This is a genomic window from uncultured Mucilaginibacter sp. (assembly GCF_937859865.1).
In the GTDB taxonomy this organism is placed as follows: Bacteria; Bacteroidota; Bacteroidia; order Sphingobacteriales; family Sphingobacteriaceae; genus Mucilaginibacter_A.
The window spans coordinates 1-23,960 of record NZ_CALMAT010000110.1 but is presented as its reverse complement, the minus strand read 5'-3'; the positions used below and the strand labels follow the sequence as shown (position 1 = coordinate 23,960).

At 42.3% G+C, this 23,960-nt stretch carries 22 protein-coding genes; 9 read left to right on the top strand and 13 right to left on the bottom strand.

The window, feature by feature from the left end:
• On the top strand, positions 1–1,559 hold a 1,559-nt coding region (locus Q0192_RS11420), incomplete at its 5' end, for a zinc-dependent metalloprotease (RefSeq protein ID WP_299289611.1).
• Between the two features lie 239 nt (positions 1,560–1,798).
• Here the strand turns inward: Q0192_RS11420 and Q0192_RS11415 are convergent.
• Positions 1,799–2,566 (bottom strand): NYN domain-containing protein, encoded by a 768-nt coding sequence (locus tag Q0192_RS11415; protein ID WP_299289610.1) that lies wholly within the window; start codon positions 2,564–2,566, stop codon positions 1,799–1,801.
• Positions 2,567–2,839: 273 nt separating this feature from the next.
• Here Q0192_RS11415 and Q0192_RS11410 point away from each other — a divergent pair, with 273 nt between their 5' ends.
• The 4 genes from Q0192_RS11410 (at position 2,840) to Q0192_RS11395 (ending at position 8,604) form a co-directional block, all read left to right on the top strand.
• A complete protein-coding gene (locus Q0192_RS11410; RefSeq protein ID WP_299289609.1) occupies positions 2,840–3,148 on the top strand; it encodes a hypothetical protein in 309 nt (102 codons plus the stop codon).
• A 235-nt stretch (positions 3,149–3,383) separates the two neighbouring features.
• Positions 3,384–5,987 carry a M1 family metallopeptidase gene (locus Q0192_RS11405; RefSeq protein WP_299289608.1) on the top strand — a complete coding sequence of 868 codons (2,604 nt, stop codon included), beginning with the start codon at positions 3,384–3,386 and terminating at the stop codon, positions 5,985–5,987.
• Positions 5,988–6,108: 121 nt separating this feature from the next.
• On the top strand, positions 6,109–7,656 hold the full coding sequence (locus Q0192_RS11400) for an alpha-L-arabinofuranosidase C-terminal domain-containing protein (protein WP_299289607.1): 1,548 nt from the start codon (positions 6,109–6,111) through the stop codon (positions 7,654–7,656).
• Positions 7,657–7,857: 201 nt separating this feature from the next.
• Positions 7,858–8,604 carry a TIGR04086 family membrane protein gene (locus Q0192_RS11395; protein WP_299289606.1) on the top strand — a complete coding sequence of 249 codons (747 nt, stop codon included), beginning with the start codon at positions 7,858–7,860 and terminating at the stop codon, positions 8,602–8,604.
• Positions 8,605–8,815: 211 nt separating this feature from the next.
• Here the strand turns inward: Q0192_RS11395 and Q0192_RS11390 are convergent, their stop codons facing one another.
• The 3 genes from Q0192_RS11390 to Q0192_RS11380 all read right to left on the bottom strand — a co-directional run bounded on the left by Q0192_RS11390 (position 8,816) and on the right by Q0192_RS11380 (position 12,443).
• Positions 8,816–9,562, bottom strand: a complete 747-nt coding sequence (locus Q0192_RS11390) for an aspartyl/asparaginyl beta-hydroxylase domain-containing protein (RefSeq protein ID WP_299289605.1) — start codon at positions 9,560–9,562, stop codon at positions 8,816–8,818.
• Positions 9,563–9,788: 226 nt separating this feature from the next.
• On the bottom strand, positions 9,789–10,838 hold the full coding sequence (locus tag Q0192_RS11385; RefSeq protein WP_299289604.1) for a glutamine synthetase beta-grasp domain-containing protein: 1,050 nt from the start codon (positions 10,836–10,838) through the stop codon (positions 9,789–9,791).
• A gap of 297 nt (positions 10,839–11,135) precedes the next feature.
• Complete coding sequence (locus Q0192_RS11380; protein ID WP_299289603.1) at positions 11,136–12,443, bottom strand: ammonium transporter; 1,308 nt, start codon at positions 12,441–12,443, stop codon at positions 11,136–11,138.
• Between the two features lie 266 nt (positions 12,444–12,709).
• Here Q0192_RS11380 and Q0192_RS11375 point away from each other — a divergent pair, with 266 nt between their 5' ends.
• Together Q0192_RS11375 and Q0192_RS11370 are read left to right on the top strand one after the other, a co-directional pair.
• Complete coding sequence (locus Q0192_RS11375) at positions 12,710–13,426, top strand: class I SAM-dependent methyltransferase (RefSeq protein ID WP_299289602.1); 717 nt, start codon at positions 12,710–12,712, stop codon at positions 13,424–13,426.
• A 105-nt stretch (positions 13,427–13,531) separates the two neighbouring features.
• Entirely contained in the window at positions 13,532–14,515 is a 984-nt protein-coding gene (locus tag Q0192_RS11370) for an aldo/keto reductase (RefSeq protein ID WP_299289601.1), read from the top strand.
• 135 nt (positions 14,516–14,650) lie between these two features.
• On the opposite strand, the gene ade is transcribed toward Q0192_RS11370, so the two are convergent.
• Both ade and Q0192_RS11360 read right to left on the bottom strand, forming a co-directional pair.
• Positions 14,651–16,294, bottom strand: coding sequence for an adenine deaminase (gene ade, locus Q0192_RS11365; protein ID WP_299289600.1), 1,644 nt, complete (start codon positions 16,292–16,294; stop codon positions 14,651–14,653).
• Between the two features lie 42 nt (positions 16,295–16,336).
• Positions 16,337–17,290 (bottom strand): DnaJ C-terminal domain-containing protein, encoded by a 954-nt coding sequence (locus Q0192_RS11360; RefSeq protein ID WP_299289599.1) that lies wholly within the window; start codon positions 17,288–17,290, stop codon positions 16,337–16,339.
• 200 nt (positions 17,291–17,490) lie between these two features.
• Here Q0192_RS11360 and Q0192_RS11355 point away from each other — a divergent pair, with 200 nt between their 5' ends.
• Positions 17,491–17,733 carry a hypothetical protein gene (locus Q0192_RS11355; protein WP_299289598.1) on the top strand — a complete coding sequence of 81 codons (243 nt, stop codon included), beginning with the start codon at positions 17,491–17,493 and terminating at the stop codon, positions 17,731–17,733.
• A 22-nt stretch (positions 17,734–17,755) separates the two neighbouring features.
• Positions 17,756–17,941 (top strand): heavy-metal-associated domain-containing protein, encoded by a 186-nt coding sequence (locus Q0192_RS11350; RefSeq protein WP_299289597.1) that lies wholly within the window; start codon positions 17,756–17,758, stop codon positions 17,939–17,941.
• 59 nt (positions 17,942–18,000) lie between these two features.
• On the opposite strand, the gene ruvB is transcribed toward Q0192_RS11350, so the two are convergent.
• From ruvB to Q0192_RS11315, 7 genes are all read right to left on the bottom strand, one after another.
• The gene (gene ruvB, locus Q0192_RS11345) at positions 18,001–19,020 is read right to left on the bottom strand and encodes a Holliday junction branch migration DNA helicase RuvB (protein ID WP_299289596.1); all 1,020 of its coding nucleotides are present in this window, start codon (positions 19,018–19,020) and stop codon (positions 18,001–18,003) included.
• A 265-nt stretch (positions 19,021–19,285) separates the two neighbouring features.
• The gene (locus tag Q0192_RS11340) at positions 19,286–19,633 is read right to left on the bottom strand and encodes a VOC family protein (RefSeq protein WP_299289595.1); all 348 of its coding nucleotides are present in this window, start codon (positions 19,631–19,633) and stop codon (positions 19,286–19,288) included.
• Positions 19,623–19,877, bottom strand: a complete 255-nt coding sequence (locus Q0192_RS11335; RefSeq protein WP_299289594.1) for an HTH domain-containing protein — start codon at positions 19,875–19,877, stop codon at positions 19,623–19,625. Before Q0192_RS11335 ends, Q0192_RS11340 begins: the two co-directional genes overlap by 11 nt.
• A 123-nt stretch (positions 19,878–20,000) precedes the next feature.
• The gene (locus Q0192_RS11330) at positions 20,001–20,768 is read right to left on the bottom strand and encodes a polyprenol monophosphomannose synthase (RefSeq protein ID WP_299289593.1); all 768 of its coding nucleotides are present in this window, start codon (positions 20,766–20,768) and stop codon (positions 20,001–20,003) included.
• Positions 20,769–20,815: 47 nt separating this feature from the next.
• Positions 20,816–22,336 carry an MFS transporter gene (locus Q0192_RS11325; protein ID WP_299289592.1) on the bottom strand — a complete coding sequence of 507 codons (1,521 nt, stop codon included), beginning with the start codon at positions 22,334–22,336 and terminating at the stop codon, positions 20,816–20,818.
• A gap of 77 nt (positions 22,337–22,413) precedes the next feature.
• Positions 22,414–23,334, bottom strand: a complete 921-nt coding sequence (locus tag Q0192_RS11320; protein WP_299289591.1) for a hypothetical protein — start codon at positions 23,332–23,334, stop codon at positions 22,414–22,416.
• A gap of 254 nt (positions 23,335–23,588) precedes the next feature.
• The coding region (locus tag Q0192_RS11315) for a putative toxin-antitoxin system toxin component, PIN family (RefSeq protein WP_299289590.1) at positions 23,589–23,960 on the bottom strand (372 nt) is incomplete at its 5' end.

The following is a 23,960-nucleotide window of genomic DNA, read 5'->3' as shown; positions in this document are numbered from 1 at the left end:
GTGCGCCGCTCCTGATAAAAAAAGCATTGATCGAAGGTGGTTCGTGGTGGAACCAGGCGTTTGAGGCAGCCGGTTATAAAAATGCTTTCCAAGTGAAAGAACTGCCGGAAGGCGCAGATCCGATGGACATCCGTTACAATGTGGTCAATTGGGTCAACCGTTCGGGTAGTCCGGAGCGTGCCTTTTCTTACGGTTCTTCTTATACCGATCCGCGGACTGGTGAAATCATCAAAGGTGTGGTAACGTTAGGTTCTGACCGACACCGCCAGGATTATTTAATTGCCGAAGGTTTGCTGCAGCCTTATGAAGACGGCAAACCGGTTTCCAAAAAAATGGAGCAAATGGCATTGGCACGCATCCGCCAGTTATCGGCGCACGAGATTGGCCATACACTTGGTTTGTACCATAACTTTACTTCCAGCACCCATGGCCGCGCTTCCGTAATGGATTACCCTTTCCCGCGTTTTACCATGAAGGCCGATGGTTCTATTGATGTTTCTGAAGCTTATGCTACCGGCATTGGCTCCTGGGACAAACGTGCAATTATGTGGGGCTATTCTGAGTTTCCAAAAGGGACAAATGAAAATGCAGCGTTGGACAAGATCATGAAAGAAACGCTGGCGCAAGGGCATATTTTTATCCCAGATATTGCCGGCGTAGTGCATCCGCTTTCGCACCAGTGGGACGATGGCGTAAATTCGGTTGATCAATTAAACAAGCTGATGCTGATCCGTCGAAAAATCCTGGACAACTTTTCAGAAAAAGCCATTAAACAAGATGCGCCGATGGCAACACTGGAGGAAGTTTTGGTGCCGATGTATTTGCTGCACCGTTATCAAATTGAAGCGGTGGCCAGCTCGTTGGGTGGTTTGTATTTTACCCATGCGCTGAAAAACGACGGACAAATCATTACGAAAATGGTAGAACCGGCCGAGCAATGGCGTGCTTTTGATGCTTTGATGAGTACGATTTCTCCGGATGCGTTGGCATTGCCCGAAGGTTTAATCGCTAAAATTCCGCCGCGGCCGGTTGGTTATCCTGCTTCGGTTGAAACTTTTGGCGGCCACACCGGCGTTACTTTTGATCCGATTGGCGCGGCAGAAACTGCTGCCAATGCCACTTTGTCGTATTTGATGGATGCGCAACGTGCCGCCCGTTTGATCGAATACAATTCCCGCGACAGCAAACAGCCGGGTTTGTTGGCAATGTTGGATAAACTTGTTGCGCAAACTTGGAAAGCACCGGCAGCCGCAGGTTACAAAGGCGAACTGCAGATTTTGGTGGATAATTTAACGTTAAAATATTTGTTGGCAATGGCGGCCAATAATAATGCAGGCGAAAATGTTAGGGGAGAAGCCATGCTTAAAATCAACGAACTACAACAATGGATGAACAGCAATTTAGCTGCTGCTGCGCCCAAACAAAAGGCAGCGATGTATTTTGCCTTATCACAAATTGAAGAGTTCCATAAAAACCCGGAAAAATTCCAGCCGGACCCAGCTTTAGAAATGCCGCCCGGCGCACCGATTGGGATGTTGGATAATGGGTTTGGATTTTAGGGTGGTAAAAGAAGCAGGGGTTTAGGCTTCTGCTAACTTGCAGAGGTTTTGTTTTTTGGCTAAAGCCCCTAACGGTTCGCCTTTGTCCATGGCCTGAAGGCCGTGGCAATTTATAGAACAAAATTTATCAGGAGAAAATTTCATCTTTAAAAATAGCAAGAGAATTAATTGCCACGGCCTTCAGGCCGTGGTTTTGTAAATTCAAAAACTGGCTTTAGCCAAAAACCTTATACCTTACATCACTTCTTCCTTACATAAATATGCTTGATATGGTTTTTTCCCGAATCTCGTTCATCAATTTCAAACTGGTTCAGGCTTTTAATCAAGGCCAGCATTTTGGTGTAGCCATAATTTCGCGGGTCGAAGTCGGGTTTCTTTTTCAGCATTAAATTGCCCAGTTCGCCCAAAAAAGTCCAGCCTTCTTCATCGGCCAAATCCACAATGCTGTCGGTAATCAGTTTGATCAAACCCTGGTCAACCTTGCTCAACGCGTTTTTGTTGGCTTTTGGCGTGCTGCTTTTGGTGCTTCTTTTACTGCCCTTTTTTTCTTCGGGTGCGGCTGTTTCGGGTTTTAAAATTTCGAGGTAGATAAATTTATCACAGGCAACGATAAACGGGTTTAAGGTTTTCTTTTCGCCGATGCCAATCACTTTCATGCCGGCTTCGCGCAGGCGGGTGGCCAATCGTGTAAAATCGCTGTCGCTGGAAACGATGCAAAAACCATCTACTTTGCCGGTGTACAAAATATCCATTGCATCAATAATCAACGCGCTGTCGCTCGCGTTTTTCCCCGTCGAATAGCTGTATTGCTGGATTGGTGTAATGGCATTTTCCAGCAAAACGTTTTTCCAGCCCGAAACCGTTGGCTTGGTCCAATCGGCATAAATGCGCTTAAAAGTAGGCGTGCCGTACTTGGCAATCTCCTCAAACATCTCTTTTACATTGGCATATGGCACGTTGTCGGCATCAATCAAAACGGCAAGTTTCAAGTCTGTTTTGGTTTCCATAAGTTTATCGGCGCGGGTATAAAATTAAAGTTGACAAGGTACGCAAGGATTAAATGTTTTCCATCAGGTTTTACTGCGAAAAGCGTAATGCAATCAAAAACTTTAACAAAATTTAGGTGATAAAAGAAGCATGTGCAAAACAGCTGCAGCGGTAAAAACCGCTCCCCAAAATAATTTTTGCAATTTGCATGCAACTTTTTTCGGGTTTTTTGTTCTTAAATACAATTACACTTTTGCCGGAACTGATTTTTTTATCTTTCATCTTGAGTTGGTATGAACCGCAACGTATATTTTTTAGTGAAAGATCCAAAGGATGCCTGCCGGGACATTATCCGCTCGCGCGATACTGACCTGAGGATCAGGGTTCATTGTTTGAATGAAGTTGATTTTAAACCAGACCCCGACGAGATTCAATTGTATGCCGATGACCGGGGCAGCCCGCTTGCTTTCGAAACCATCAATATCAAAGCAGAAGATGCTTTGGATATGGCTTCGGCTATTCAATGGTACGCCAAATACATCGGTTACCCAGAAATGGAGATTTTGCCGGAAGACCCCCGCTCAGAATACAACTGCGACTGATGCTTCTTTTACCGGCATAAAACTGGTGTTGTTCTGCGTCCAAAAAAAGTTTTTACAGGTTTTAAATAAAAAGTAATTTACGCTTTTATTTAAAACCTATTTTTTTATGAACCAACTTTTTTTGTGATGCCTTCGATAAAAACAATTTCTCTTTACTGGCAGCAGAACAATTTGCGGCAATGCTTCTTTTATCATACAAAAACCAATTAAAACGCTTCCTAAACCAGCATTTATAATGAAGAAATTCCATACTGTTTTTACCACCCTTTTTTTGTTGTGGGCTGGCAGGCAAAACAGCAGCGCGCAAGTTATGCCCATTGCAATCAGCAAATACGATCAGCATAAAGTTTTCGACCCTTTGTTTTATACCGATAAAGGCAACCAGTTTCGTACAGCTGGCGGCGCGCCAACTGCACGATATTGGCAAAACCGTGCCGATTACCAGATCAGTGTTTCGTTGGATACGGTAAAAAACCAGGTTTCGGGCAGCACAACCATCACTTACACCAACAACAGCCCGGATGCTTTGCCTTTTTTGTGGCTGCAATTAGACCAGAATATTTACCGTCAGGATTCGCGCGCCGAAGCCACCACGCCGGTTACCGGAGGCCGTTTTGCCAATAAAGCTTTTACGCAAGGCGATGTTATTAAAAACGTTACGCTGACTTGGAACGGAAAATCAGAAGCAGCCAATTATTTAATTACGGATACGCGGATGCAGATCAAACTGCGGGATTCTTTGAAAGCATCGGGCAGCAAAATCCAAATCAAAATTGATTACAATTTTGAAATCCCGCAAAACGGGACCGACAGGATGGGCCGAATCAAAACCAACCACGGCTGGATTTACGAAATTGCGCAATGGTATCCGCGGATGGAAGTTTACGATGATGTTTCGGGCTGGAACACCATTCCGTATTTAGGCGCTTCTGAGTTTTATTTAGATTACGGCAACTACAATTACAGTATTACCGCGCCTTCAAACCTTATTTTGGTTGGTTCGGGAGAATTGCTAAATGCAGCAGAAGTTTTATCGCCCACGGTTTTAAGCAGGCTGGCACAAGCTCGAAACAGTGATAAAACTGTTTTTATAAGGGATTCTTCGGAGGTGATCAAACAAACAAACGCTTTTAAAAAACCAACTTTAACCTGGCGTTTTTTCTGCAAAAACTCGCGCGATGTGGCCTGGGCAGCTTCCAATGCTTTTGTTTGGGATGCCGCACGCATCAATTTGCCAAGCGGAAAAAAAGCATTGGCACAATCCGTTTACCCAATTCAAAGCGGCGGCCGGGAAGCCTGGGGACGGTCAACAGAATATGTAAAGGCCAGCATCGAAATGGATTCGCGCCAATGGTTTGAATTTACGTATCCAACGGCAACCAACGTTGGCGGCATTGTTTCCGGTATGGAATATCCGGGCATTGTTTTTTGCGATGCCGCCAGCCGAAGCAAAGATTTGTGGGAAGTAACCAACCACGAATTTGGCCACAACTGGTTCCCGATGGTTGTGGGTTCCAACGAACGCAAATACGCCTGGATGGACGAAGGTTTCAACACGTTTATCAACCAGGTGGACGAGCAGCAGTTTAACAAAGGCGAATATTACACCCGGCCAGATGTGGAAGCCACTAGCGCGGTTGCTGCTTTTGGCCCTGAAGCCGAAGCGATTATGAACACACCGGATGTTTTGCAAGCTTCATTTTTGGGCGAGGCCGCTTACAATAAACCGGCTTTGGGTTTGATGATTTTGCGTGAGCAGATTTTGGGCAGGCAGCGGTTTGACTATGCTTTCAGGACGTACATCAAACGCTGGGCTTTTAAACATCCAACGCCCTGGGATTTTTTCCATACGATGGACAATGCTTCGGGCGAAGATTTAAGTTGGTTTTGGAAAGAATGGTTTTTTACCACCTGGAAATTAGACCAGGCTGTAAAAGGGATCAGTTACGTGGATAAAAAAGATGCGGCAAAAGGAGCATTGATCACGATAGAAAACTTGGACGAAATGGCCTTGCCGGTTACGGTTTTTGTAAAAGAAGAAAACGGCAAAAGCAATGTGGTGCATCTGCCTGCCGAAATTTGGCAGCGCGGCGGAAACTGGACTTTCAGTTATCCTTCAACCTCAAAAATAAATTTGGTGGTGATAGACCCGGAACACGTTTTGCCTGATGTTGACCCGGACAACAATACCTTTAGCGGTATTACGATGCCGGGCGGAACGACTGCAGAAACTGTTGTCGGCAAATATTTGAATGCCATTGGCGGTGCAGAAAAGGTGAGGAACGTAAAAGACATCACCATAAATTCTACCGGATTGGTGCAAGGCATACAAGTGCAAACGGTTAATAAATATAAAATGCCGGACAAATATGTGCAGGATTTGAGCATCCCGGCTTACAATGTTACACGGCATACGGTGGTCAACCGGGACAGCGTTAAAACATTGCAAAACAACCAGCCCATACAACTAACGCTGAGCGATAAAGCACTAATCAAGCAATCGGGCAATTTTTTTCCGGAATTGCAATATGGCAGCAACGCGGTTTTGCTTCCAACGGTTGTTATGGTTAATGATCAGCCTGCTTATCTCATCACCATCAATTTGGCAAACGGCAATATAACCAAAGCTTATTATGCTTTGGCCAACGATTTAAAAATCAGGGAAGTGAGGACGAGTGTCGGTTTGACAACGATTTATGATTACAGTGATTACCGAAGCGTGGGCAACGGAATCAAAATTCCGTACGATGTTAAAAGTTTGTTTTTTGGCGAAAGCCTCGAACTAAAAGTTACGGATGCAAAAGTTAACAGCAATTTGTCCGACAGTTTGTTTCAATGAAAAAGAGCCGATAAAAACAGTATTGATAACTGGCATTCTTAAATTAAAGCAACCGAACATCTGCAAGTACGCACACCTAATTTTACCCGATAAAAGAAGCATCATAACCATCAACCATCTTATGAAAAAACATTTATCCATTATTGCGCTATTCCTTCTATTGTTTGGCCAGGCATTTGGCCAGCAAACCGCACAGGCAATTTTAAACGCCAAAGGTGCAAAAACACAAATCAGCCGACATATTTACGGCCAGTTTTCAGAACATTTAGGCCGAAGTATTTACGATGGGTTTTGGGTTTCGGAAAATTCAAAAATCCCGAACAAAGGCCGCATCCGGTTGGATATTGTAGCAGCGTTGAAAAAAATCCATATCCCAAACCTGCGCTGGCCTGGTGGTTGTTTTGCCGATGAATACCATTGGCGCGATGGCATCGGCCCGAGAAACCAGCGGCCAAAAATGGTAAACACCAATTGGGGCGGCGTTACCGAGGACAATAGTTTTGGCACACACGAGTTTTTAGATTTGTGCGGCTTGCTGCATTGCGAGCCTTATGTTTCTGCCAACGTGGGCAGCGGAACGGTAGAAGAAATGTCTAAATGGGTAGAATATTTGAACTTTGACGGTGTTAGCCCGATGGCTGCTTTACGAACACAAAACGGCCATCCCAAACCCTATAAAGTTAGTTTTTGGGGTGTGGGAAATGAAAGCTGGGGCTGCGGCGGGGAAATGACACCGGAGTTTTATTCCGACCAGTTTAGGCGTTATGCTACTTATGCTAGAAATTATCCGGGTGCACCATTAAAAAAAATTGCCAGCGGTGCCAACAGTTTTGATTTTAACTGGACGGAAGTTGTGATGAAGAATATTGGTACGCGCCCCTGGGGCCTGTCGCTGCATTATTACACCATTCCAACGGGCAACTGGGGCAAAAAAGGTTCTGCAACGCAGTTTGAGGAGAAAGAATACCTTACCACAATGCGCAATTGTTTGCAGATGGAGGAATTGGTGACCAAGCACGGGGCAATTATGGACAAGTACGATCCGCAGAAAAAAGTAGCGATGGTGGTGGATGAGTGGGGCGTGTGGACAGATGTAGAACCAGGAACAAACCCAGGGTTTTTGTACCAGCAAAACAGTATGCGCGATGCACTGATTGCCGGAACGACGTTAAATATTTTTAACAACCATGCCGACCGTGTAAAAATGGCAAACCTGGCGCAAACGGTAAATGTGCTGCAGTCCCTGGTGCTTACTCAAAAGGAAAAAATGATCTTGACGCCCACTTACCATGTTTTTGATTTGTACCAGGTACATCAGGATGCAACTTTGCTACCAATTGCTGTTCAATCTCCGGATTATACGATTGATGGCATAACCGTTCCTGCCGTTAATGCTTCCGCTTCGCGTGATAGCAGCGGCACGGTGCATATTTCTTTTGTGAATTTGGATGCAACAAATAAAGTCACCGTTAGTACAGCTTTGCAGGATGTGGACTGGAAAAGCGTGCAAGGGCAAATGGTTACTTCGGCTAAGTTTACGGATTATAATTCTTTCGACAATCCTTCCAAAATAAAAGTTGCTGTTTTTAACGGTGCAAAAAAGCAGGGCGATCAATTGGTGGCCGAATTGCCGCCTTTGAGTGTGGTGGTTTTGACACTGAAAAAGTAGGGGTAAAAGAAGTATTGACGTTGTGGGCTAAGGATTAATTTAAGTTGTAATCGTTATAGAAAGTTTCTTTTAGGAAAAAAATACTCATATAATTACTATTAAATAGGGCTTAGTTTTAAGTATTTCTAAATAATACAAACTTTTTCTTCGTATTTAAGTTTATTTACAAGTTTTACTACAAACTTTAAATACAATTTAATTATGGAAAGCAATTTACATTATGGTGAAGGCAATGCTTCATCTTCAACAATTATCCGGTCTTCGGCCCCACACCAACGTATCAGTTGGGCGGCAGTTATTGCAGGCGTTATTATCGCTATTTTTATTCAGCTTGCCCTTACGCTTTTAGGTTTAGCTATCGGTTTGGGCACAGTTGATGCCACAAACCACAACACGCCTGGAACAGGGCTTGCAATTGGTTCAGGAATTTGGTATGTGGTTACCATGCTGATTTCGCTTTTTCTGGGTGGCTGGGTAGCCGGACGTTTGGCAAAAGACAAGCATACTTCAGAAAGCGTTATTCATGGTTTACTGGTTAGCGGGTTAATGTTTATATTAACTTTTTACTTTTTAACAAGTGCGTTAGGCAGTATTATAGGTGGAGCAGGTAGTATGATTGGTGGGGCAGGCAATGTAGTTGGAAAAGCAATTTCTACAGAAGCCCCTGATATTAAGAAAGCTGTTAAAAATACTTATGATACTACAAGTACTGCCCAATTAAAAGCTGATAGCCAGAAAGTGGTTGGTGCAGTTAATCAAAACAAAGACCAAGTAGAACAAAAAGCCAGAGAAGTAGCTGATGATGCTGCTTCTGCAACTTCCAAAGGTGCTTTGTATACTTTTTTCGGAATTCTTTTAGGTGCCGCAGCCAGTGCTTTCGGTGCTAAAAAAGGCAGGGATTCTAAAGAACCGGCTGATTATCACACGCACAGAACAGCACAAGTTTAAAGATTGGCTGTTTTAGAAAATTGAATTTTTTTGGGGCTTGTATCACAAGTAAATTAATTCACTCTTGTATTTTAGAATTATCAGTCAAGGTTGGTTTATCTAAAATATGAGTCATAAAAAAGGTGTAGTTCCAATTGGAACTACACTTTTTTTATGACTTGACTTTTGTTAACTTCGTTTACTGCAATTGCAACAACGTAGTTTTATCAATTTAAGGAAACACACTATAATAAGCCTTTTCCCAATCTTCGTTCTTTTTAAACGCTTGTTTTACATAAACAGATTCGGTAATGCCTTTGATGATTTGGTTGTTGATTTTGGCTCCCCAGGATCTATATGGACGAACGGTATCAATCAGCAAAACCACACGCACGCTGTCGGTTTCGTTCCAAACTTCATGGTTGTAAGTATCGTCAAAAAACACCGCTTTGCCGTTTTTCCAGTTAATAATTTCATTGCCAACCCGCATCCGGCATTTTGTGCTTTCGGGTACGATAACGCCTAAGTGCGTCCTGACAATTCCTTTAAAAATTCCCCGGTGTGCCGGGATGTGTTTGCCCGAATATAAAATAGAAAAAAAACCGGTGAGCATTCCGGGAATGCTTTCTAAAACTTGCGTAGTTACCGGGCATTTCTCACAATTCTTTTCCGACTTGATGCCGAAACCGTACAGAAAAAATGTTTTCCATTTATTGTCCTGGTTCAGTGCCTGCTCCTGCGGCTGGATGTCTTCGATATTAGGCAAGTGATCATCGTGTTGCAACAAGGCCGATAGTTCGTTTTGGATAGCTTCCCAATTGTCTTCCAGCAGTTTAGCCCATTTAAAATCTGAGTTGGGCAACACTGGTGCATTGCTAACCTTGGAAAACGGCCTCATCAGCTTGCCCAGGCCAAGCAATACATTGTTCATCACCCTGAAAGTGATAAAATGGGTCAGTTTGTCTTTTAACTTTTTCATGATCAATCAAACCTTAATTATGGTTAGGAATTTTGTAAATCAACAAAAAAGCGGCGATGGTTTCTGAAAATATGTGTTGTAGTTGTGTAATTATTTTAAGCAAAATCACCAGTTGATATATAGACGATCATGAAAAAACACCGATAAAAGAAGCATTCAATTTAGGGCAATAAAAAAGGCACAAACTGCTAAAGCTTGTGCCTTTTAAAAGTATTTCAAAATATTCTCAGGCCATTTCGGCTTCTACAGTTGCCGCAGTGTTATCGTTTATGGCAACTGATTTTACGGTTTTGATGATTCGCGCAGCAACTTTGTACGGATCAGCGGCCGAATCAGGGCGGCGGTCTTCCAGGTATCCTTTCCAGCCCCTTTCTACCGTTGCAAGCGGGATACGGATGGAAGCGCCACGGTCAGAAATGCCATAGCTGAAATCGTAAATAGAAGCAGTTTCGTGTTTGCCGGTCAAACGTTTATCATTGTCGGCACCATAAACTTCAATATGTTCGGGCACAACCGGACGGAAAGCTTCGCAAATTTTATCATAAGCTTCCTGGCTGCCTGCAGTCCTTAAAGTTGTATTCGAGAAGTTGGCGTGCATACCAGAACCGTTCCAATCCAAACTGCCCAATGGTTTGCAATGCCAGTTGATGGAAACACCGAATTTCTCGCCAATCCTTTCTAATAAATAACGCGCAATCCAAATTTGGTCGCCGGCTTCTTTGGCGCCTTTTGCAAAAATCTGGAATTCCCATTGCCCGGCAGCAACTTCAGCGTTAATCCCTTCCACATTTAAACCGGCATCCAGGCAAGCGTCTAAATGTTCTTCAACAATGTCTCGGCCGAAAGCATTTTGTGCACCAACCGAGCAATAATATTGGCCTTGTGGCGCAGGATAGCCATTTACCGGAAAGCCCAATGGTTTATTGGTTTCCGGGTTCCACAGAAAATATTCCTGCTCAAAACCGAACCAAAAATCGTTGTCGTTATCGTCAATTAAAGCACGGCCGTTGGAAAGGTGCGCTTTTCCATCCGAAGTTAAAACTTCGCACATGACTAAGTAACCGTCTTTTCTTTGCGGGTCTTCGCAAATAAAAACGGGTTTCAGGATACAATCAGATGAACCTCCCGGAGCTTGTTCTGTTGATGAGCCATCAAAACTCCAATTAGGGCAATCTTCTAATTTTCCGCTAAAATCTTTTTCAATTTTGGTTTTACTACGTAAACTTTGGGTTGGTTTGTAGCCATCCAGCCAAATGTATTCTAATTTTGCTGCCATTGTTAATTTTGCTGTTTTATATGATTCTTGGTTCCGCTTTTTTTAAGATCAAATATAATATTTACGGACAAATTATTTAATTATTGTTATAAACCTATTAATTTTTAAAAAACACTCATTAAAAACAGTATATGTTTGTAATAATGATTTATTGTAAAAACAAAACTGTTGTTTTTTTTAAAAGAATGATAAATTAACTAAAAACCGAAGAAAAAAGATTCGGATTAATGACATTAATGATCTTAAAGTGAACACCCGCCCACTGATTTTTATGCGATAAAAGAAGTATAGGCAATTTTAAAGTTCTTCGTCGTGCTGGCTTTGGTCTAAACCTACCAGTTCATCGTCCAAGCTTACACGAAGCGGGGTAATGGCGTTGGTAATGCGCAACAAAACCATCGAACCAACAAAAGCAAAGATTGAAACGCCAACCAGGGCCAAAAGGTGTACAAAAAATAGGTGGGTTTCTCCGTAAAAAAGCCCGTTTCCGGTTGTGTTTGCACTGTTTACCGCTTTGTTTGCAAAAACTCCGGTCAGGAGCATGCCCATCATTCCGCCTACACCATGGCAGGGGAAAACATCCAACGTATCATCAATACTGGTTTTAGAACGCCAGATGACCACCAAATTGCTAACCACAGCAGAAACAACACCAATTACCAGCGAATTTGGAACGGTTACATAACCGGCAGCAGGCGTAATGGCAACCAGCCCAACCACCGCACCGATACAAGCGCCCATGGCAGAAGGTTTTTTCCCTCGCATCACATCAAAAAATATCCATGACATGGCGGCGGCGGCAGAAGCTGTGGTGGTGGTGGCCAAAGCCGTTGCGGCTAAAACACTGGCGCCACCGGCAGAGCCAGCATTAAAACCAAACCAGCCAAACCAAAGTAGGCCCGTACCTAAAATAACATAACTGATGCGGGCAGGATTATGATTGGGTTGATTGCGCTGTTTTAAATATAAAGCAGAGGCGAGGGCGGCCCAACCAGCAGACATATGTACAACGGTTCCGCCTGCAAAATCCAACACGCCGGCTTTAAACATCAGCCCGTCTGGGTGCCAGGTGGCATGTGCCAGCGGGGCGTAAATGAATAGGATAAAAAGGCATAAAAAAACAAGATAGGAGTTGAAACGGATGCGTTCGGCAAAAGCACCGGTAATTAAAGCAGGCGTAATCACCGCAAATTTAAGCTGAAACATGGCAAACAAAATCAGCGGGACGGTTGGCATCGTTGCAAATGTAAGGTTGCCCAAAGTGCCTTTCATCATAAAAAAAGTTGCCGGGTTACCGATAATGCCATGAAAATCAGCGCCAAAAGCCAGGCTAAAACCGCAAACTACCCAAATAATGGTAATCAGGCCCATGCAGGCCAGACTTTGCAACATGGTAGAAATCACGTTTTTTTTGCGAACCATCCCGCCGTAAAAAAAGGCAAGGCCGGGCGTCATCACCAAAACCAAAGCGGTAGAAATTAAAAGCCAAGCCGTATCGCCGGTATCAATTTTACTGTTTTTAACATCGGTTAAATCAACAGAACCAAAAAGTAGCGCGGCCACCATTACAATAAGCAGCAGGATAAATGGTAACGGTTTTTTCATTATTATAAGTTATATCAAAAATTAGTGCTGCAAGCTATTATATTTTGGCCAAAAAAACTGTAATATATTATTTGTGCTGTTCTTTTTACAAGATTTGTAACGATAAAAGCAGCATTAGTTGTTCATTTTGTATAATTCGGCAAAAAACAAGGCTCGTTTTATTAAAATTAAAATTCCGGCCGGTTTTTCTAATGTTTTAAGTTGTTTAACGTTGGCACAAATTCTGGTTTTTGTTGTTAAGCAACCATATTCAACCTGAAAAAACAATGGTAAAAAAAGCATTTCTGTTTCCGGTTCTTTTTGCTGTGCTTACGGCATGTGCCCAAACTAAAATGCAGCAAAATTCTGTTTATACCACCAAAGAAGCCACAGCCGACGGAACTGGAAAGTTTTATTTCGGAAGGGAAATTGCCGCTGTAATGGGCGCGGCAGGGGCGGATTGGCTGGAACGCAACAATCGCCAGCAGGAAGAAAACACCACTTTGGCCATCAGCAAATTGCCAATAACGGCTGCATCTGTAGTGGCCGATATTGGCGCCGGAACCGGTTATTACACCTTTCGTATCGCCAAAAAAGTACCGCAAGGCAAAGTTTACGCGGTTGAAGTGCAGGACGAGTTTATCCGCTACCTCAACCAAAAGAAAAAAGAACTGGGCCAGCAAAACGTGCAGGTGATAAAAGGGTCAGAAACTTCGCCCAACTTGCCTGATGCTTCGGTTGATTTGGCAATTATGGTTGATGTTTACCACGAACTGTTGTACCCGCACGAAGTTTTGCAGGCTTTGCACAAAGCTTTAAAACCGGGCGGAAAATTGCTTTTGCTGGAATACCGGGCGGAAGACCCTAAAATAGAAATTAAAGAACTGCACAAGCTTTCGGTGGCGCAGGCAAATAAAGAACTGGCGGCAAACGGGTTTAAATTGTTCCAACGAAATGAATTTTTACCGATCCAGCATTTTTTACTTTACCAGAAGGTGGATTGAAGATTCTACTTAATCAAAACCTAAATGCTTCTTTTATCGGCTAAAAAAATTAAGATTCTTTCTTTTCAACCTAAATCAAAAAATTGGATTTGAGGTTTACTTTGTATGAATTATAGGAACTTTAAAAATACACAAATAGCCGAAGTTGGCCTTGGCACCTGGCAATTGGGCAGCGCAGATTGGGGAAATGTGGACGAAGAAGAAGCCATGCAAATTTTGCAAGCTTATGTTGATGCCGGTGGCAATTTTATTGATACGGCCGATGTTTACGGAATGGGCGTTAGCGAAAAACTGATCGGAAAGTTTTTGAAAACACAAACCAAACCAATTTATGTAGCCACAAAATTAGGTCGGCGTTCTGATAACTCAAATGGTTGGCCGCAAAATTTTACATATGATTTGATGCGGAAACAGGTGGAAGACTCGCTGCGACATTTGGGGCAATCGCATTTGTTTTTGGAGCAGTTGCATTGCATCCCGACTGAAGAAATGCGTGCCGGAAAAGTGTTTCAATATTTGCGGCATTTAAAAGACGAAGGTTTGATTTTGAATTGGGGCGCAAGTGTAGAAACCACGGAAGAGGCACTGCTTTGTTTGGAGCAGGAAGGTTTGGCTTCGCTGCAAATCATTTTTAACCTTTTCCGGCAGCATGTGGCCGACGAAATATTTGAAAAAGCCAAGGCAAAAGGCGTGGCAATCATTGTGCGCGTGCCTTTGGCAAGTGGCTTGTTAAGCGGAAAGTTTGACGAAAACACGCAGTTTGAAGAGAAAGACCACCGTAATTTTAATGCCGATGGCCAGGCTTTTAATGCCGGCGAAACTTTTTCTGGGATTGAGTTTAAACAAGGTGTAAAGCTTTCCAAAGAAATCAAAAACCTGATGCCGGACGAGCAGTTGGCACCGTGGGCAATCCGTTGGATTTTAGACCATCCCGAAGTTACGACGGTTATTCCCGGCGCATCCAAAGTTTCGCAAGTAAAAAGTAATGTTGAAGCTTCTGCGCTTCCGCCTTTGTCTAAAGAAATTCATCAGCAATTAAGGAAATTGTATGATGAAGAAATTTTTGGCTCTATCCGCGGGCATTTTTAATTTCCCTGTTTTGCTGTCATTTTGACCAAGGGGAGAAATCTTCTTTCAACCAGAACAACCGCTTTGAAGAAGATTTCTCCCTTCGGATTGAAATGACAAAAACCAAATGGCTAATGCTTCTTTTACCACCTATTTTTAAGTGTTGATCAGCTTAAACCCATCGCCGTCAAACAAACCTAAATCGCTTAATTTTAAATGCGGAATCACCAATAAAGCCATGAAGCTTAATGTCATAAAAGGAGCGGAGAGTTGAGATCCCAAGTGTTTGGCCAACGCATCAATTTCGGTATAAGCTTTTGCAACTTCGTACCCATCTTTGGCACTCATCAATCCGGCAATCGGCAGCGGCAAAACTTTCTCGAAGCCTTTTCCAACACAACCAATGCCGCCTTTTGCTTCAATAATCAAATTTACTGCTTTGCAAATGCTTTCGTCATCTACGCCAACGGCTACAATATTATGGCTGTCGTGCGCAACAGATGAAGCAATTGCGCCAGTTTTCAAACCAAAGTTTTTGATAAAAGCTTTTGAAATTGGTGCTTCGTGATAACGGTTTACCACACAAATTTTTAAAATATCATTTTGTACGTCTGGTTCAACAAAACCGTTTTTTACAGTTAATTCTGTTTCAATTTTGTTGGTGATCAACTGCCCGTCAAGTGCTTCAATCACCGTAACTTTTTGTTTTTCTGCGGAAGAAATTACCGCCGGGAAAGTAAAATTTGCCGGTGCTTTTTTTAGGCAGTTAAAGTTGTTGATGGTGTGCGAAGGTTGTATTTCAATTTTACTTTTACCGTTTTCGGCAACCAATGCTCCGTTGATATAAGTTTGAATTACTTCAAAATTGTTTAAATCTTTTAAAAGGATAAAATCTGCCGGGCCGCCAATTTGCAATTGTCCGATGTTTAATTGATAATGCGAAACCGGATTGATACATGCTGTTTTTAGCACCTCAAAAATTGGAACACCGGCAGCAACGGCACGCGCACAAAGCTGGTTAATATGGCCAGCAACCAAACTATCCGGATGTTTGTCATCGCTGCAAAACATAGTTTGATCGGAATGTTCGTGCATCAACCCAACCAAAGCATCAAAGTTTTTGGCCGCACTTCCTTCACGGATCAGGATTTTCATGCCGAAACCAATTTTCTCTAACGCTTCTTCCGCGGTAAAACATTCGTGGTCGGTGCTGATCCCGGCTGCAATATATTTTTGGGCTGATTCTCCGCGCAAACCCGGCGCATGGCCGTCAACCGGTTTGTGGTGTTTTTTGGCAGATTCCAGCTTTCGCATCACTTCCGGTTCCCGGTTAAGCACGCCCGGAAAATTCATCATTTCGCTTAAATATTTAATTTCTTTTCTGGTGAGCAAATCCGCTACTTCATCCGCATTTAAAACCGCGCCTGCCGTTTCAAAAACAGTTGCCGGAACGCAGCTTGGCGCACCAAAATTAAATTTAAAGGGAACAGTTTTTCCGTTTTCGATCATAAACTCTACGCCGGCCAAACCGCAAACATTGGCAATTTCGTGCGGGTCGCTTACCGTTCCAACCGTTCCGTGCACCACCGCTAATCGTGCAAATTCGGAAGGGATCAGCATCGAACTTTCTATATGGACATGCGCATCCACAAAACCCGGCGTTAAAAACGGAAGTGCCAATGCTTCTTTTACCGGTATTTTTTTGATGTCGTGGATCAGCCCGTCCTTCACCGTCAGTTCGACCGGATAAATTTTTTCTGATACAATATCAACAAATTGGGCAGTGAGGGAAAAAAGCATAGGATGGGCAGCAAAAATATCGGCGAAAATACTAAAAACGGTTTATGCCGATGGCGTTTTTAATTGGGCCAATTGCTCAAAAAGTTCTTTTTCTTCTTTCGATAAATTTTTTGGCGTTTGGATAACAACGCGGACGTAAGCATCGCCAAACGTTTCCGGGTTTTTATAATGCGGCATGCCTAAACCTTTTAAACGGAAAGTTTTGTTGCTGTCTGTCCCTGCTGCAATCGTCATGTTTACGGTTTTATTAATGCTTTGCACGGCAATTTTTCCGCCCAAAACGGCCGTGTACAAATCAATTGGCTGGTCAAAATACAAGTCGTTTTCCTTGCGTTCAAACTTGTTGTTGGGCAAAATGTGCATCGTGATCAGCAAATCACCGTTTGCGCCGCCGTTTCTTCCGGGTTCGCCTTTGCCTTTCAGGCGCAAAAGCTGGCCTTCGCTTACGCCGGGTTTCAGCTTCATGTTCACTTTAGAATCACCGATCGTTACTTGCCTCGAAGCGCCATGAAAAGCTTCTTCCAGTGTGATGTGCATTTCGGCCATCAAATCTTCTCCTTTTGATGCCCGCCTGCCGCCGCCGCTAGTTCTTCCGCCTGCGCCCGGCATGCCTCCTCCGCCAAAAATGCTTTCGAAAAAATCGGAGAACTGCCCGCCGCCGCCGCCATAAAAATCTTCAGTCGAAAAACCGCCTGCGCCACCGTTGCTCCGCCTGCCGCCGCCGCCCGGACTGCCGCCCCCATAATTGGCATAGCCGCCTGCTTGTTGGTAATTTTGCCAGTTTTCGCCCAGCTCGTCGTATTGTTTGCGCTTATCGGGCTTGCTCAAAACCTCGTTTGCTTCGTTTGCCTCTTTAAATTTAGCTTCGGCCGCTTTATCGCCGGGGTTTTTATCGGGATGGTATTTTACGGCCAGTTTGCGGTAAGCTTTTTTAATTTCGTCCTGCGTTGCCGTTTTGCTGACGCCTAAAATTTTATAATAGTCTTTATAATCCATTGTTTTTTGCTGCTGATGGTTTTTCCCTTCTGTTTCAAAAGTAAACAAAACCTGAAACTACGGCCTGCTTTTGAAACAGATACCTGTTTAATTATTAGCCTTGTTTTGGATAAACATTTTAAACGTTTGGCAGTTTTGTATAGATAAAAGAAGCATGGCACGCTGCCATGCTTTTGCACCAAATTTTAAAAACTTATATCATGTCAGCTCAAAACCAGGATCAATACAGCCAAAACCAGCATCAGCAAAACGAAGCCAACGATACGCACGAAAGCACTTCGAAAACCGATAAACCGATTGGTACAGGCGAGAACGAGGAAAACCATACCAGCGGAGACCATATCCAATACACGAAAAAAGGAAAAGACTCGCAAAACGAAACCGGCGGCCAGGACGGCAAGACCATCCATTCTGATAACTTGGGAGGAACATCCAGTGAGTAAAACGTTGGTGTTTAAAACTTCCATGAAATGTGCAGGCTGTGTTGCCACAGTTACACCAGGCTTAAATGCTTTAAAAGAAGTTGAAAGCTGGAAAGCAGATGTAAGCGGCGCAGAAAAAACGTTAAGTGTTGAAGCAGAGGAAACAGCGGTGCCAAAAGTTATAGCTGCGCTGGAAAAAGTAGGGTTTAAGGCGGAAAGGATTTTGTAGATTGAATGAAATTTAGGTGGTAAAAACAGCATACTTCTTTTACCACCTAAATTTCAATATCAAAACAAAGTTGGCGGCCCGCTTTTAATCCGGCCTAAATGTTTGTAAGCAATTTCGGTGCATTCGCGGCCGCGGGAAGTGCGCATCAAATAACCTTCCTGAATTAAAAAAGGTTCGTAAACTTCTTCAATGGTGCCTTCTTCTTCGCTTACGGCTGTGGCAATGGTTTTTAGGCCAACCGGCCCGCCTTTAAATTTATCAATAATGGTAGAAAGGATTTTGTTGTCCATTTCATCCAAACCGTGTTCATCCACATTCAAAGCGTTCAAAGCAAATTTGGCAATCGGAATATCAATCGTGCCATTGCCTTTGATCTGGGCAAAATCTCTCGTTCTTCTTAATAAAGCATTGGCAATACGCGGCGTTCCACGGCTGCGGCGGGCAATTTCGTAAGCGCCTTCTTCGGCAATTGGTGTTTTTAAAATCGCTGCCGAACGGAGGACGATGGTGGTCAACAGCTTCGCATCGTAATATTGCAAACGGGCGTTGATGCCGAAACGGGCACGCAAAGGCGCAGTCAACAAACCGGATCGTGTAGTGGCGCCAATCAGCGTAAAAGGGTTTAGCGAGATTTGCACCGAACGCGCGTTTGGCCCGGATTCGAGCATAATGTCAATCTTGTAATCTTCCATTGCCGAGTACAAATATTCTTCCACCAACGGACTCAGGCGATGGATTTCATCAATAAACAAAATATCGCCCGATTCAAGGTTGGTCAACAAACCAGCTAAATCACCGGGCTTATCCAAAACTGGGCCAGAAGTAATTTTGATACCGGCGCCCATTTCGTTGGCAATAATGTGCGAAAGTGTGGTTTTGCCCAATCCCGGCGGGCCGTGCAGCAAAACATGGTCCAATGCTTCGCCGCGCATCCGCGCAGCTTGCACAAAAACGCGCAGGTTTTCCAGTATTTTTTCCTGCCCGGTAAAATCTTCAAAAACCTGTGGCCGCAGTACTTTTTCGATTTCTTTTTCAACAGAAGAAAGATGATCAGGGTTTGGGTCGAGGTTTTGGTTCATTTACCAACAAAATTAGTATTTTTTATTGGAAGGGAAGCGCGAAAAACAGAAAAGTATTATCCGGTTTTTTAAAATTATCATTCCAATTTAGAGTTTGTCCCACATATTTTCTATGCTTCTTTTACCATATAAAAATCATTGGCCTATTGTATTTTGCACTGAAACAGGATTTATAGGTATAAAAGAAGTATCATCGTTTTTTATGATAGAAGTTTAAATAGGCTCTAAAAAAAGAGGACGAATTTAACCGCTCCCTTTGTTTTGATTAATTTTTTACCTTGTTTTCAAAAAAGCTTTTCTGTGTTTTTAAAGCTTCATCCAATGATGTTTGGATATACGTTATACCTTTTACCGCTTCCGGCATAGAAGCCCTTTGTCCAATTTCTTCAGGTTTGGTGAAATCAATTTCTTCAACCCGCTGGTTTATCCACCAAAGATTACCAAACGGATCTAAAACCCGGCAAACTTTTTCTCCAAACCAAAGCTTGGTGATGTCGGTTACTGATTTGGCCCCAAGTTCGATTGATTTTTGATACGTCTTCTCAATGTCTTCCACATATAGGTTTAAAAAACTTGGCGTCGGTGCCCAGCCCGCTCTTGAATCAAAAAGCATTGGCCTCGCTTTCAGTAAACATAACGGGCGGAAGGCGATAACCTTCCATTAAAGAATAACCTTTTCCTTCCTCCATCAATATTGGTACGCCTGCTTGTTCCAGTGCTTTAATATCCCGGTAAACTGTTCTTACGCTTACATCAAATTTTTTAGAAACTTCGGTTGCAGTAAGCAATCTTTTAGATTGTAATTGGGTTAATAGGGCAATTAATCTTGAAAGTCTGGAAATTTCTTTGTCTATCACGGTTCTTGTTTTTTGCTATTTTTGCATCAAGTTGTAATCAACAATAATAAAAGTATTTTTAGTGGAAATATTTTAAACTACCAACAGAGAAGTATCAATGAAATTTAGTCGGTAAAAACAGCATCAGTTGTTTTGCAAGGTTTTTGTTTTTTTGGCTTTGGTATTTTGCGGATATTTTCTAAACCAACTGCTGGCCTTCATCTTCACGACACCTAAAATGGCTTCCTGAAAAATTTTGGTCGACATTTTAGAAACGCCTTGCCTGCGGTCGGTAAAAATAATAGGCACTTCCACCACTTTAAAACCGTGTTTGATTGCCGTAAATTTCATCTCGATTTGGAAGGCATAACCTACAAATTCGATTTTATCTAATTTGATAGTTTCTAAAACTTTGCGCCGGTAGCATTTAAAACCGGCAGTGGCATCCTGAACGTTAATCCCGGTAATAAAACGAACGTAAACCGAAGCAAAATAACTCATCATTACGCGGCTCATGGGCCAGTTGATCACATTTACGCCATTGATGTAACGCGAGCCAATTGCCACATCTGCACCATCAACACAAGCTTGTCGCAAACGCAAAAGGTCATCTGGGTTGTGCGAAAAATCGGCATCCATTTCATAAATAAAATCGTAATGCCTTTCTACCGCCCATTTAAAACCGAAAATATAAGCTGTTCCTAAGCCTTGTTTTCCGGCACGCTGGTGCAGAAATAAGGTATCCGGATAAATCACCTGTAACGTTTTTACGATTTCTGCTGTTCCGTCCGGAGAGCCATCGTCAATTACCAGCACATGAAAATCGTGCATCAGCGAAAATACTTTGTGCAAAATGCGTTCGATGTTTTCGCGTTCGTTGTAAGTAGGTATAATAACAAGACTATCGGGCACGTGGGAAAAGCTGGTTTTATAAATGAATGATCTACTGCAATTTATTCTTAAACAATGGGGTTATCGGGATGGATTTCCTGCGTTTTATCGCCTTTGATGTCCAAACCATCGCCAATATGTTGTTCAACTAAGTAAGCCTTTTCGGTAATTTTGGGGCTTACAAACAGGAACAGGACAAAGAAGAAAAGCATGATCCCGACGAACAGCCAGAAGTATTTTTCGTTGTTTGCAAAAGCATAAAACATTCCGCCTTTTGAACGGCCCACATTAATTATGGTGGTAAAAAAAGTACCAACAGAATAAGTGAGGTACCAAATTGCCGTCATCGTGCTTTTCATGGCAGGAGGAGATTGTGTGTAAGCGTATTCCAAACCTGTAATCGAAACCATCACTTCTGCTGCAGACAGCAACAAATACGCAAATATTTGCCACCAAACGGATGGGTGCATTCCCAATTCAACCTGGCGTTGCAACAAAGCAATGATGACGAAACTTAAAGCGGTTACAAAAAGGCCTGCACCAATTTTACGCAATGAAGTAAGCTTGATGCCCATTTTTTCTACCAATGGATAAACACCATAATTAAAAACCGGGATCATTAACAAAAGGAAAATTGCATTGGCAGCTTGTACTTGTGAGGCCAGTAAGTTTATGCCGAAAATGCCTAAATTCAAATCCAGCTTATCGGCTTGTAATGCCCATTCTGATTGGTTCATGTCCCACATTCCCCAAAAAATCGGGATAAAAGCAAAAACCGACATTACGCGCCAAACGGCTTTCATGGCATCTACTTTTTGTACGCCATATTTGGTTTCGGCAATTTGCCAGGCTGTTTTAGTTTTGTCTTTGTTGCCGAAATAAGTACTCAACACAAAAAAATTGATGCTGATAAAATTGTCTTTTCTGATGCCGGTTGGCGGAGCTTTTACATAACGTTTATTGCCCGAATAAAAAATTACGGTTGCCAAAGCCATCAAAATTCCGGGGACGCCAAAAGCAACCGAAGCACCGTAATTTTTGTACAAAACCGGGATCAACAAAATACTGACTGTTGAACCTGCATTGATACTGAAATAAAACCAACCGTAAATACTGCTCATCAAATGCTGGTTGCTATGATCAAATTGGTCGCCAACGTTGGCCGAAACGCAAGATTTAATGGCGCCGGCGGCAAAAGCAATAATCATCATCCCGGTAATAAAGCCCGGCAAACTTTGGTCAAATATGGATAGTACAAAATGCCCGAAAGTGTAAATGATGGAACCGATCAGGATGACGCGGTATTTTCCGAAAAACCAATCGGCCAAAATTCCTCCCAAAACGGGCGTAAAATAAACCAAGGTAGAAAAAGCATGCGTGTAAGCATTGGATTTTGCTTCGGCTTCATTAGTTAGGTTGGCCAAACCATGCGGGTTAAAAAACTGGTGAACCAAAAAGATGGCCAGGATACTCCTCATGCCATAAAAACTGAACCTTTCTGAAAATTCGTTGCCAATAATAAAAGGAACACTGCGCGGGATCCTTGCTTTTTTTAACGACGTAGGTTCTACTGTAGGCGTGGCTGGCATGTGTTGGATTAGATTTTTTCTAAATTAAAACAAAAATGATGATAAAAACACTCATTTTTTAACATTTAACAATACATTTAACTCTTTTTAACACTGTTTTTGGTTGATAATGAAGAACTTGGCTTTTTTTTGACTGTTGTTGCCGAACCTGTCTGCGGTTTCTTCGGGTCAACATAACCTTCGTCGCGGTCTTCCGGGATGTTGCGCATATCCAAATCCTGCACCAAATTCCATTTGCCGTTTTTAAGCTGATAACCATCATAGGTTAAATCCGGACCGTAAAAACTACGGTCAACTTTCACTTTCGGATCGGGCGGCGCCAAATGGTCAAACACAATCAGTTGCTTATCGGGAACATAACGTAACAACATGGAAGCTTGTCGGCTGTATTCAAACACAATCCGCTTTTTATTTTTCTCGTTGGCAAAAACCGGCGCGCCAAAAACCGGCATACTGTTTTTATAGGATAAAATTTCAATTACTTTTTTTGTTGATTTTACGTTGTTGCCTTTCCATCCAAGTAAAACATAATAAGGATGTTCTTCTCCAACTTTTACAATTTTATAATATTGTGCGCCCAGCCATTTTTGCGGCGTTAAAACAGAATCTTCGGGGCTTGGAAGAAAAGGAGTGTAATCTGTCAGCGGATACAATTTCAGTTCGTTTTTTGTATTCATTTGAATGGAACCGTAATACCTAAAACTGCCGTCTTCGTTCATCACATTCCAGGAAAAAATGCGGAATTGGTTATCGGGCGAATACAACAACGATACTGTTTTTACCGAGTCAAATTTATAATTGTACGAGCCCGGGATTTTTAAGGCCGCAACCAACGTGCGTATAAAATGATAGTTGGCATTTTTGCGTTCCAGGTCGTTTTCGTTGTTTACAACCGTAAAACCCAAAGTTTTTAAGCTGTCTTCGTAGTTTTTTAATTTGTTTTGATTTGCAACTTCAGCCTGCCCAAAAGCAGTAAATTGGATCAAAGTAAAGGCCATTAAAACGAAAAGCTTTTTTTGCAAGTATAAAAATTGCATCCAACTTTGCAAGTAACAATTCCAATTGTTCATGTAAAAAAAATAAAATCTATCGTCAATTTAAACGTAAATCTTTTTGATAATTTGTAATTTTTAAAGTTTATCAAACAGTATTTTTTATGTTTTTCGGTCCAAGTTCGATCAAATTCAAACCATTTGTCCATCGCACTATTGGCAATATCCTTAGTATGCGTTCGTGCTTTTGTTTATTGAATTTATTGGATTAAGTGGTTTTCCCAATACTGTTTTGGCGTCACAATAATTGTTCCTTTATACTCTTTCATAGTAAAGTCGTTGGTATTACCTGTTATTAAAAAGTCCGCTTTACATGTTTCACTTAGTTCCAAAAACTTATTATCCTTTGCATCTTTAATTAAGTCCACCCTGAATGCTGGTGAATATTTTGTTGCTTTTCTGCTAATGTTTGTAAGAAGTGTTTGTGCTTTTATAACAAAGTTTGCAAATTTTTCAAATTTTTCACGGTGCAGCACGTCATAATATTCTTCAAAAACTTCATCAGAGATACATAGGTGAATATCGTTGTTAGAAAACAATTCTGTTGTAATTAAATAAGGATAACTGTGTTG

Coding starts and splice junctions, on each gene's coding strand:
- Q0192_RS11415 (WP_299289610.1), bottom strand. CDS start 2,566: ATGGAAACCAAAACAGACTTGAAACTTGCCGTTTTGATTGATGCCGAC.
- Q0192_RS11410 (WP_299289609.1), top strand. CDS start 2,840: ATGAACCGCAACGTATATTTTTTAGTGAAAGATCCAAAGGATGCCTGC.
- Q0192_RS11405 (WP_299289608.1), top strand. CDS start 3,384: ATGAAGAAATTCCATACTGTTTTTACCACCCTTTTTTTGTTGTGGGCT.
- Q0192_RS11400 (WP_299289607.1), top strand. CDS start 6,109: ATGAAAAAACATTTATCCATTATTGCGCTATTCCTTCTATTGTTTGGC.
- Q0192_RS11395 (WP_299289606.1), top strand. CDS start 7,858: ATGGAAAGCAATTTACATTATGGTGAAGGCAATGCTTCATCTTCAACA.
- Q0192_RS11390 (WP_299289605.1), bottom strand. CDS start 9,562: ATGAAAAAGTTAAAAGACAAACTGACCCATTTTATCACTTTCAGGGTG.
- Q0192_RS11385 (WP_299289604.1), bottom strand. CDS start 10,838: ATGGCAGCAAAATTAGAATACATTTGGCTGGATGGCTACAAACCAACC.
- Q0192_RS11380 (WP_299289603.1), bottom strand. CDS start 12,443: ATGAAAAAACCGTTACCATTTATCCTGCTGCTTATTGTAATGGTGGCC.
- Q0192_RS11375 (WP_299289602.1), top strand. CDS start 12,710: ATGGTAAAAAAAGCATTTCTGTTTCCGGTTCTTTTTGCTGTGCTTACG.
- Q0192_RS11370 (WP_299289601.1), top strand. CDS start 13,532: ATGAATTATAGGAACTTTAAAAATACACAAATAGCCGAAGTTGGCCTT.
- ade (WP_299289600.1), bottom strand. CDS start 16,294: ATGCTTTTTTCCCTCACTGCCCAATTTGTTGATATTGTATCAGAAAAA.
- Q0192_RS11360 (WP_299289599.1), bottom strand. CDS start 17,290: ATGGATTATAAAGACTATTATAAAATTTTAGGCGTCAGCAAAACGGCA.
- Q0192_RS11355 (WP_299289598.1), top strand. CDS start 17,491: ATGTCAGCTCAAAACCAGGATCAATACAGCCAAAACCAGCATCAGCAA.
- Q0192_RS11350 (WP_299289597.1), top strand. CDS start 17,756: ATGAAATGTGCAGGCTGTGTTGCCACAGTTACACCAGGCTTAAATGCT.
- ruvB (WP_299289596.1), bottom strand. CDS start 19,020: ATGAACCAAAACCTCGACCCAAACCCTGATCATCTTTCTTCTGTTGAA.
- Q0192_RS11340 (WP_299289595.1), bottom strand. CDS start 19,633: ATGCTTTTTGATTCAAGAGCGGGCTGGGCACCGACGCCAAGTTTTTTA.
- Q0192_RS11325 (WP_299289592.1), bottom strand. CDS start 22,336: ATGCCAGCCACGCCTACAGTAGAACCTACGTCGTTAAAAAAAGCAAGG.
- Q0192_RS11320 (WP_299289591.1), bottom strand. CDS start 23,334: ATGGCCTTTACTTTGATCCAATTTACTGCTTTTGGGCAGGCTGAAGTT.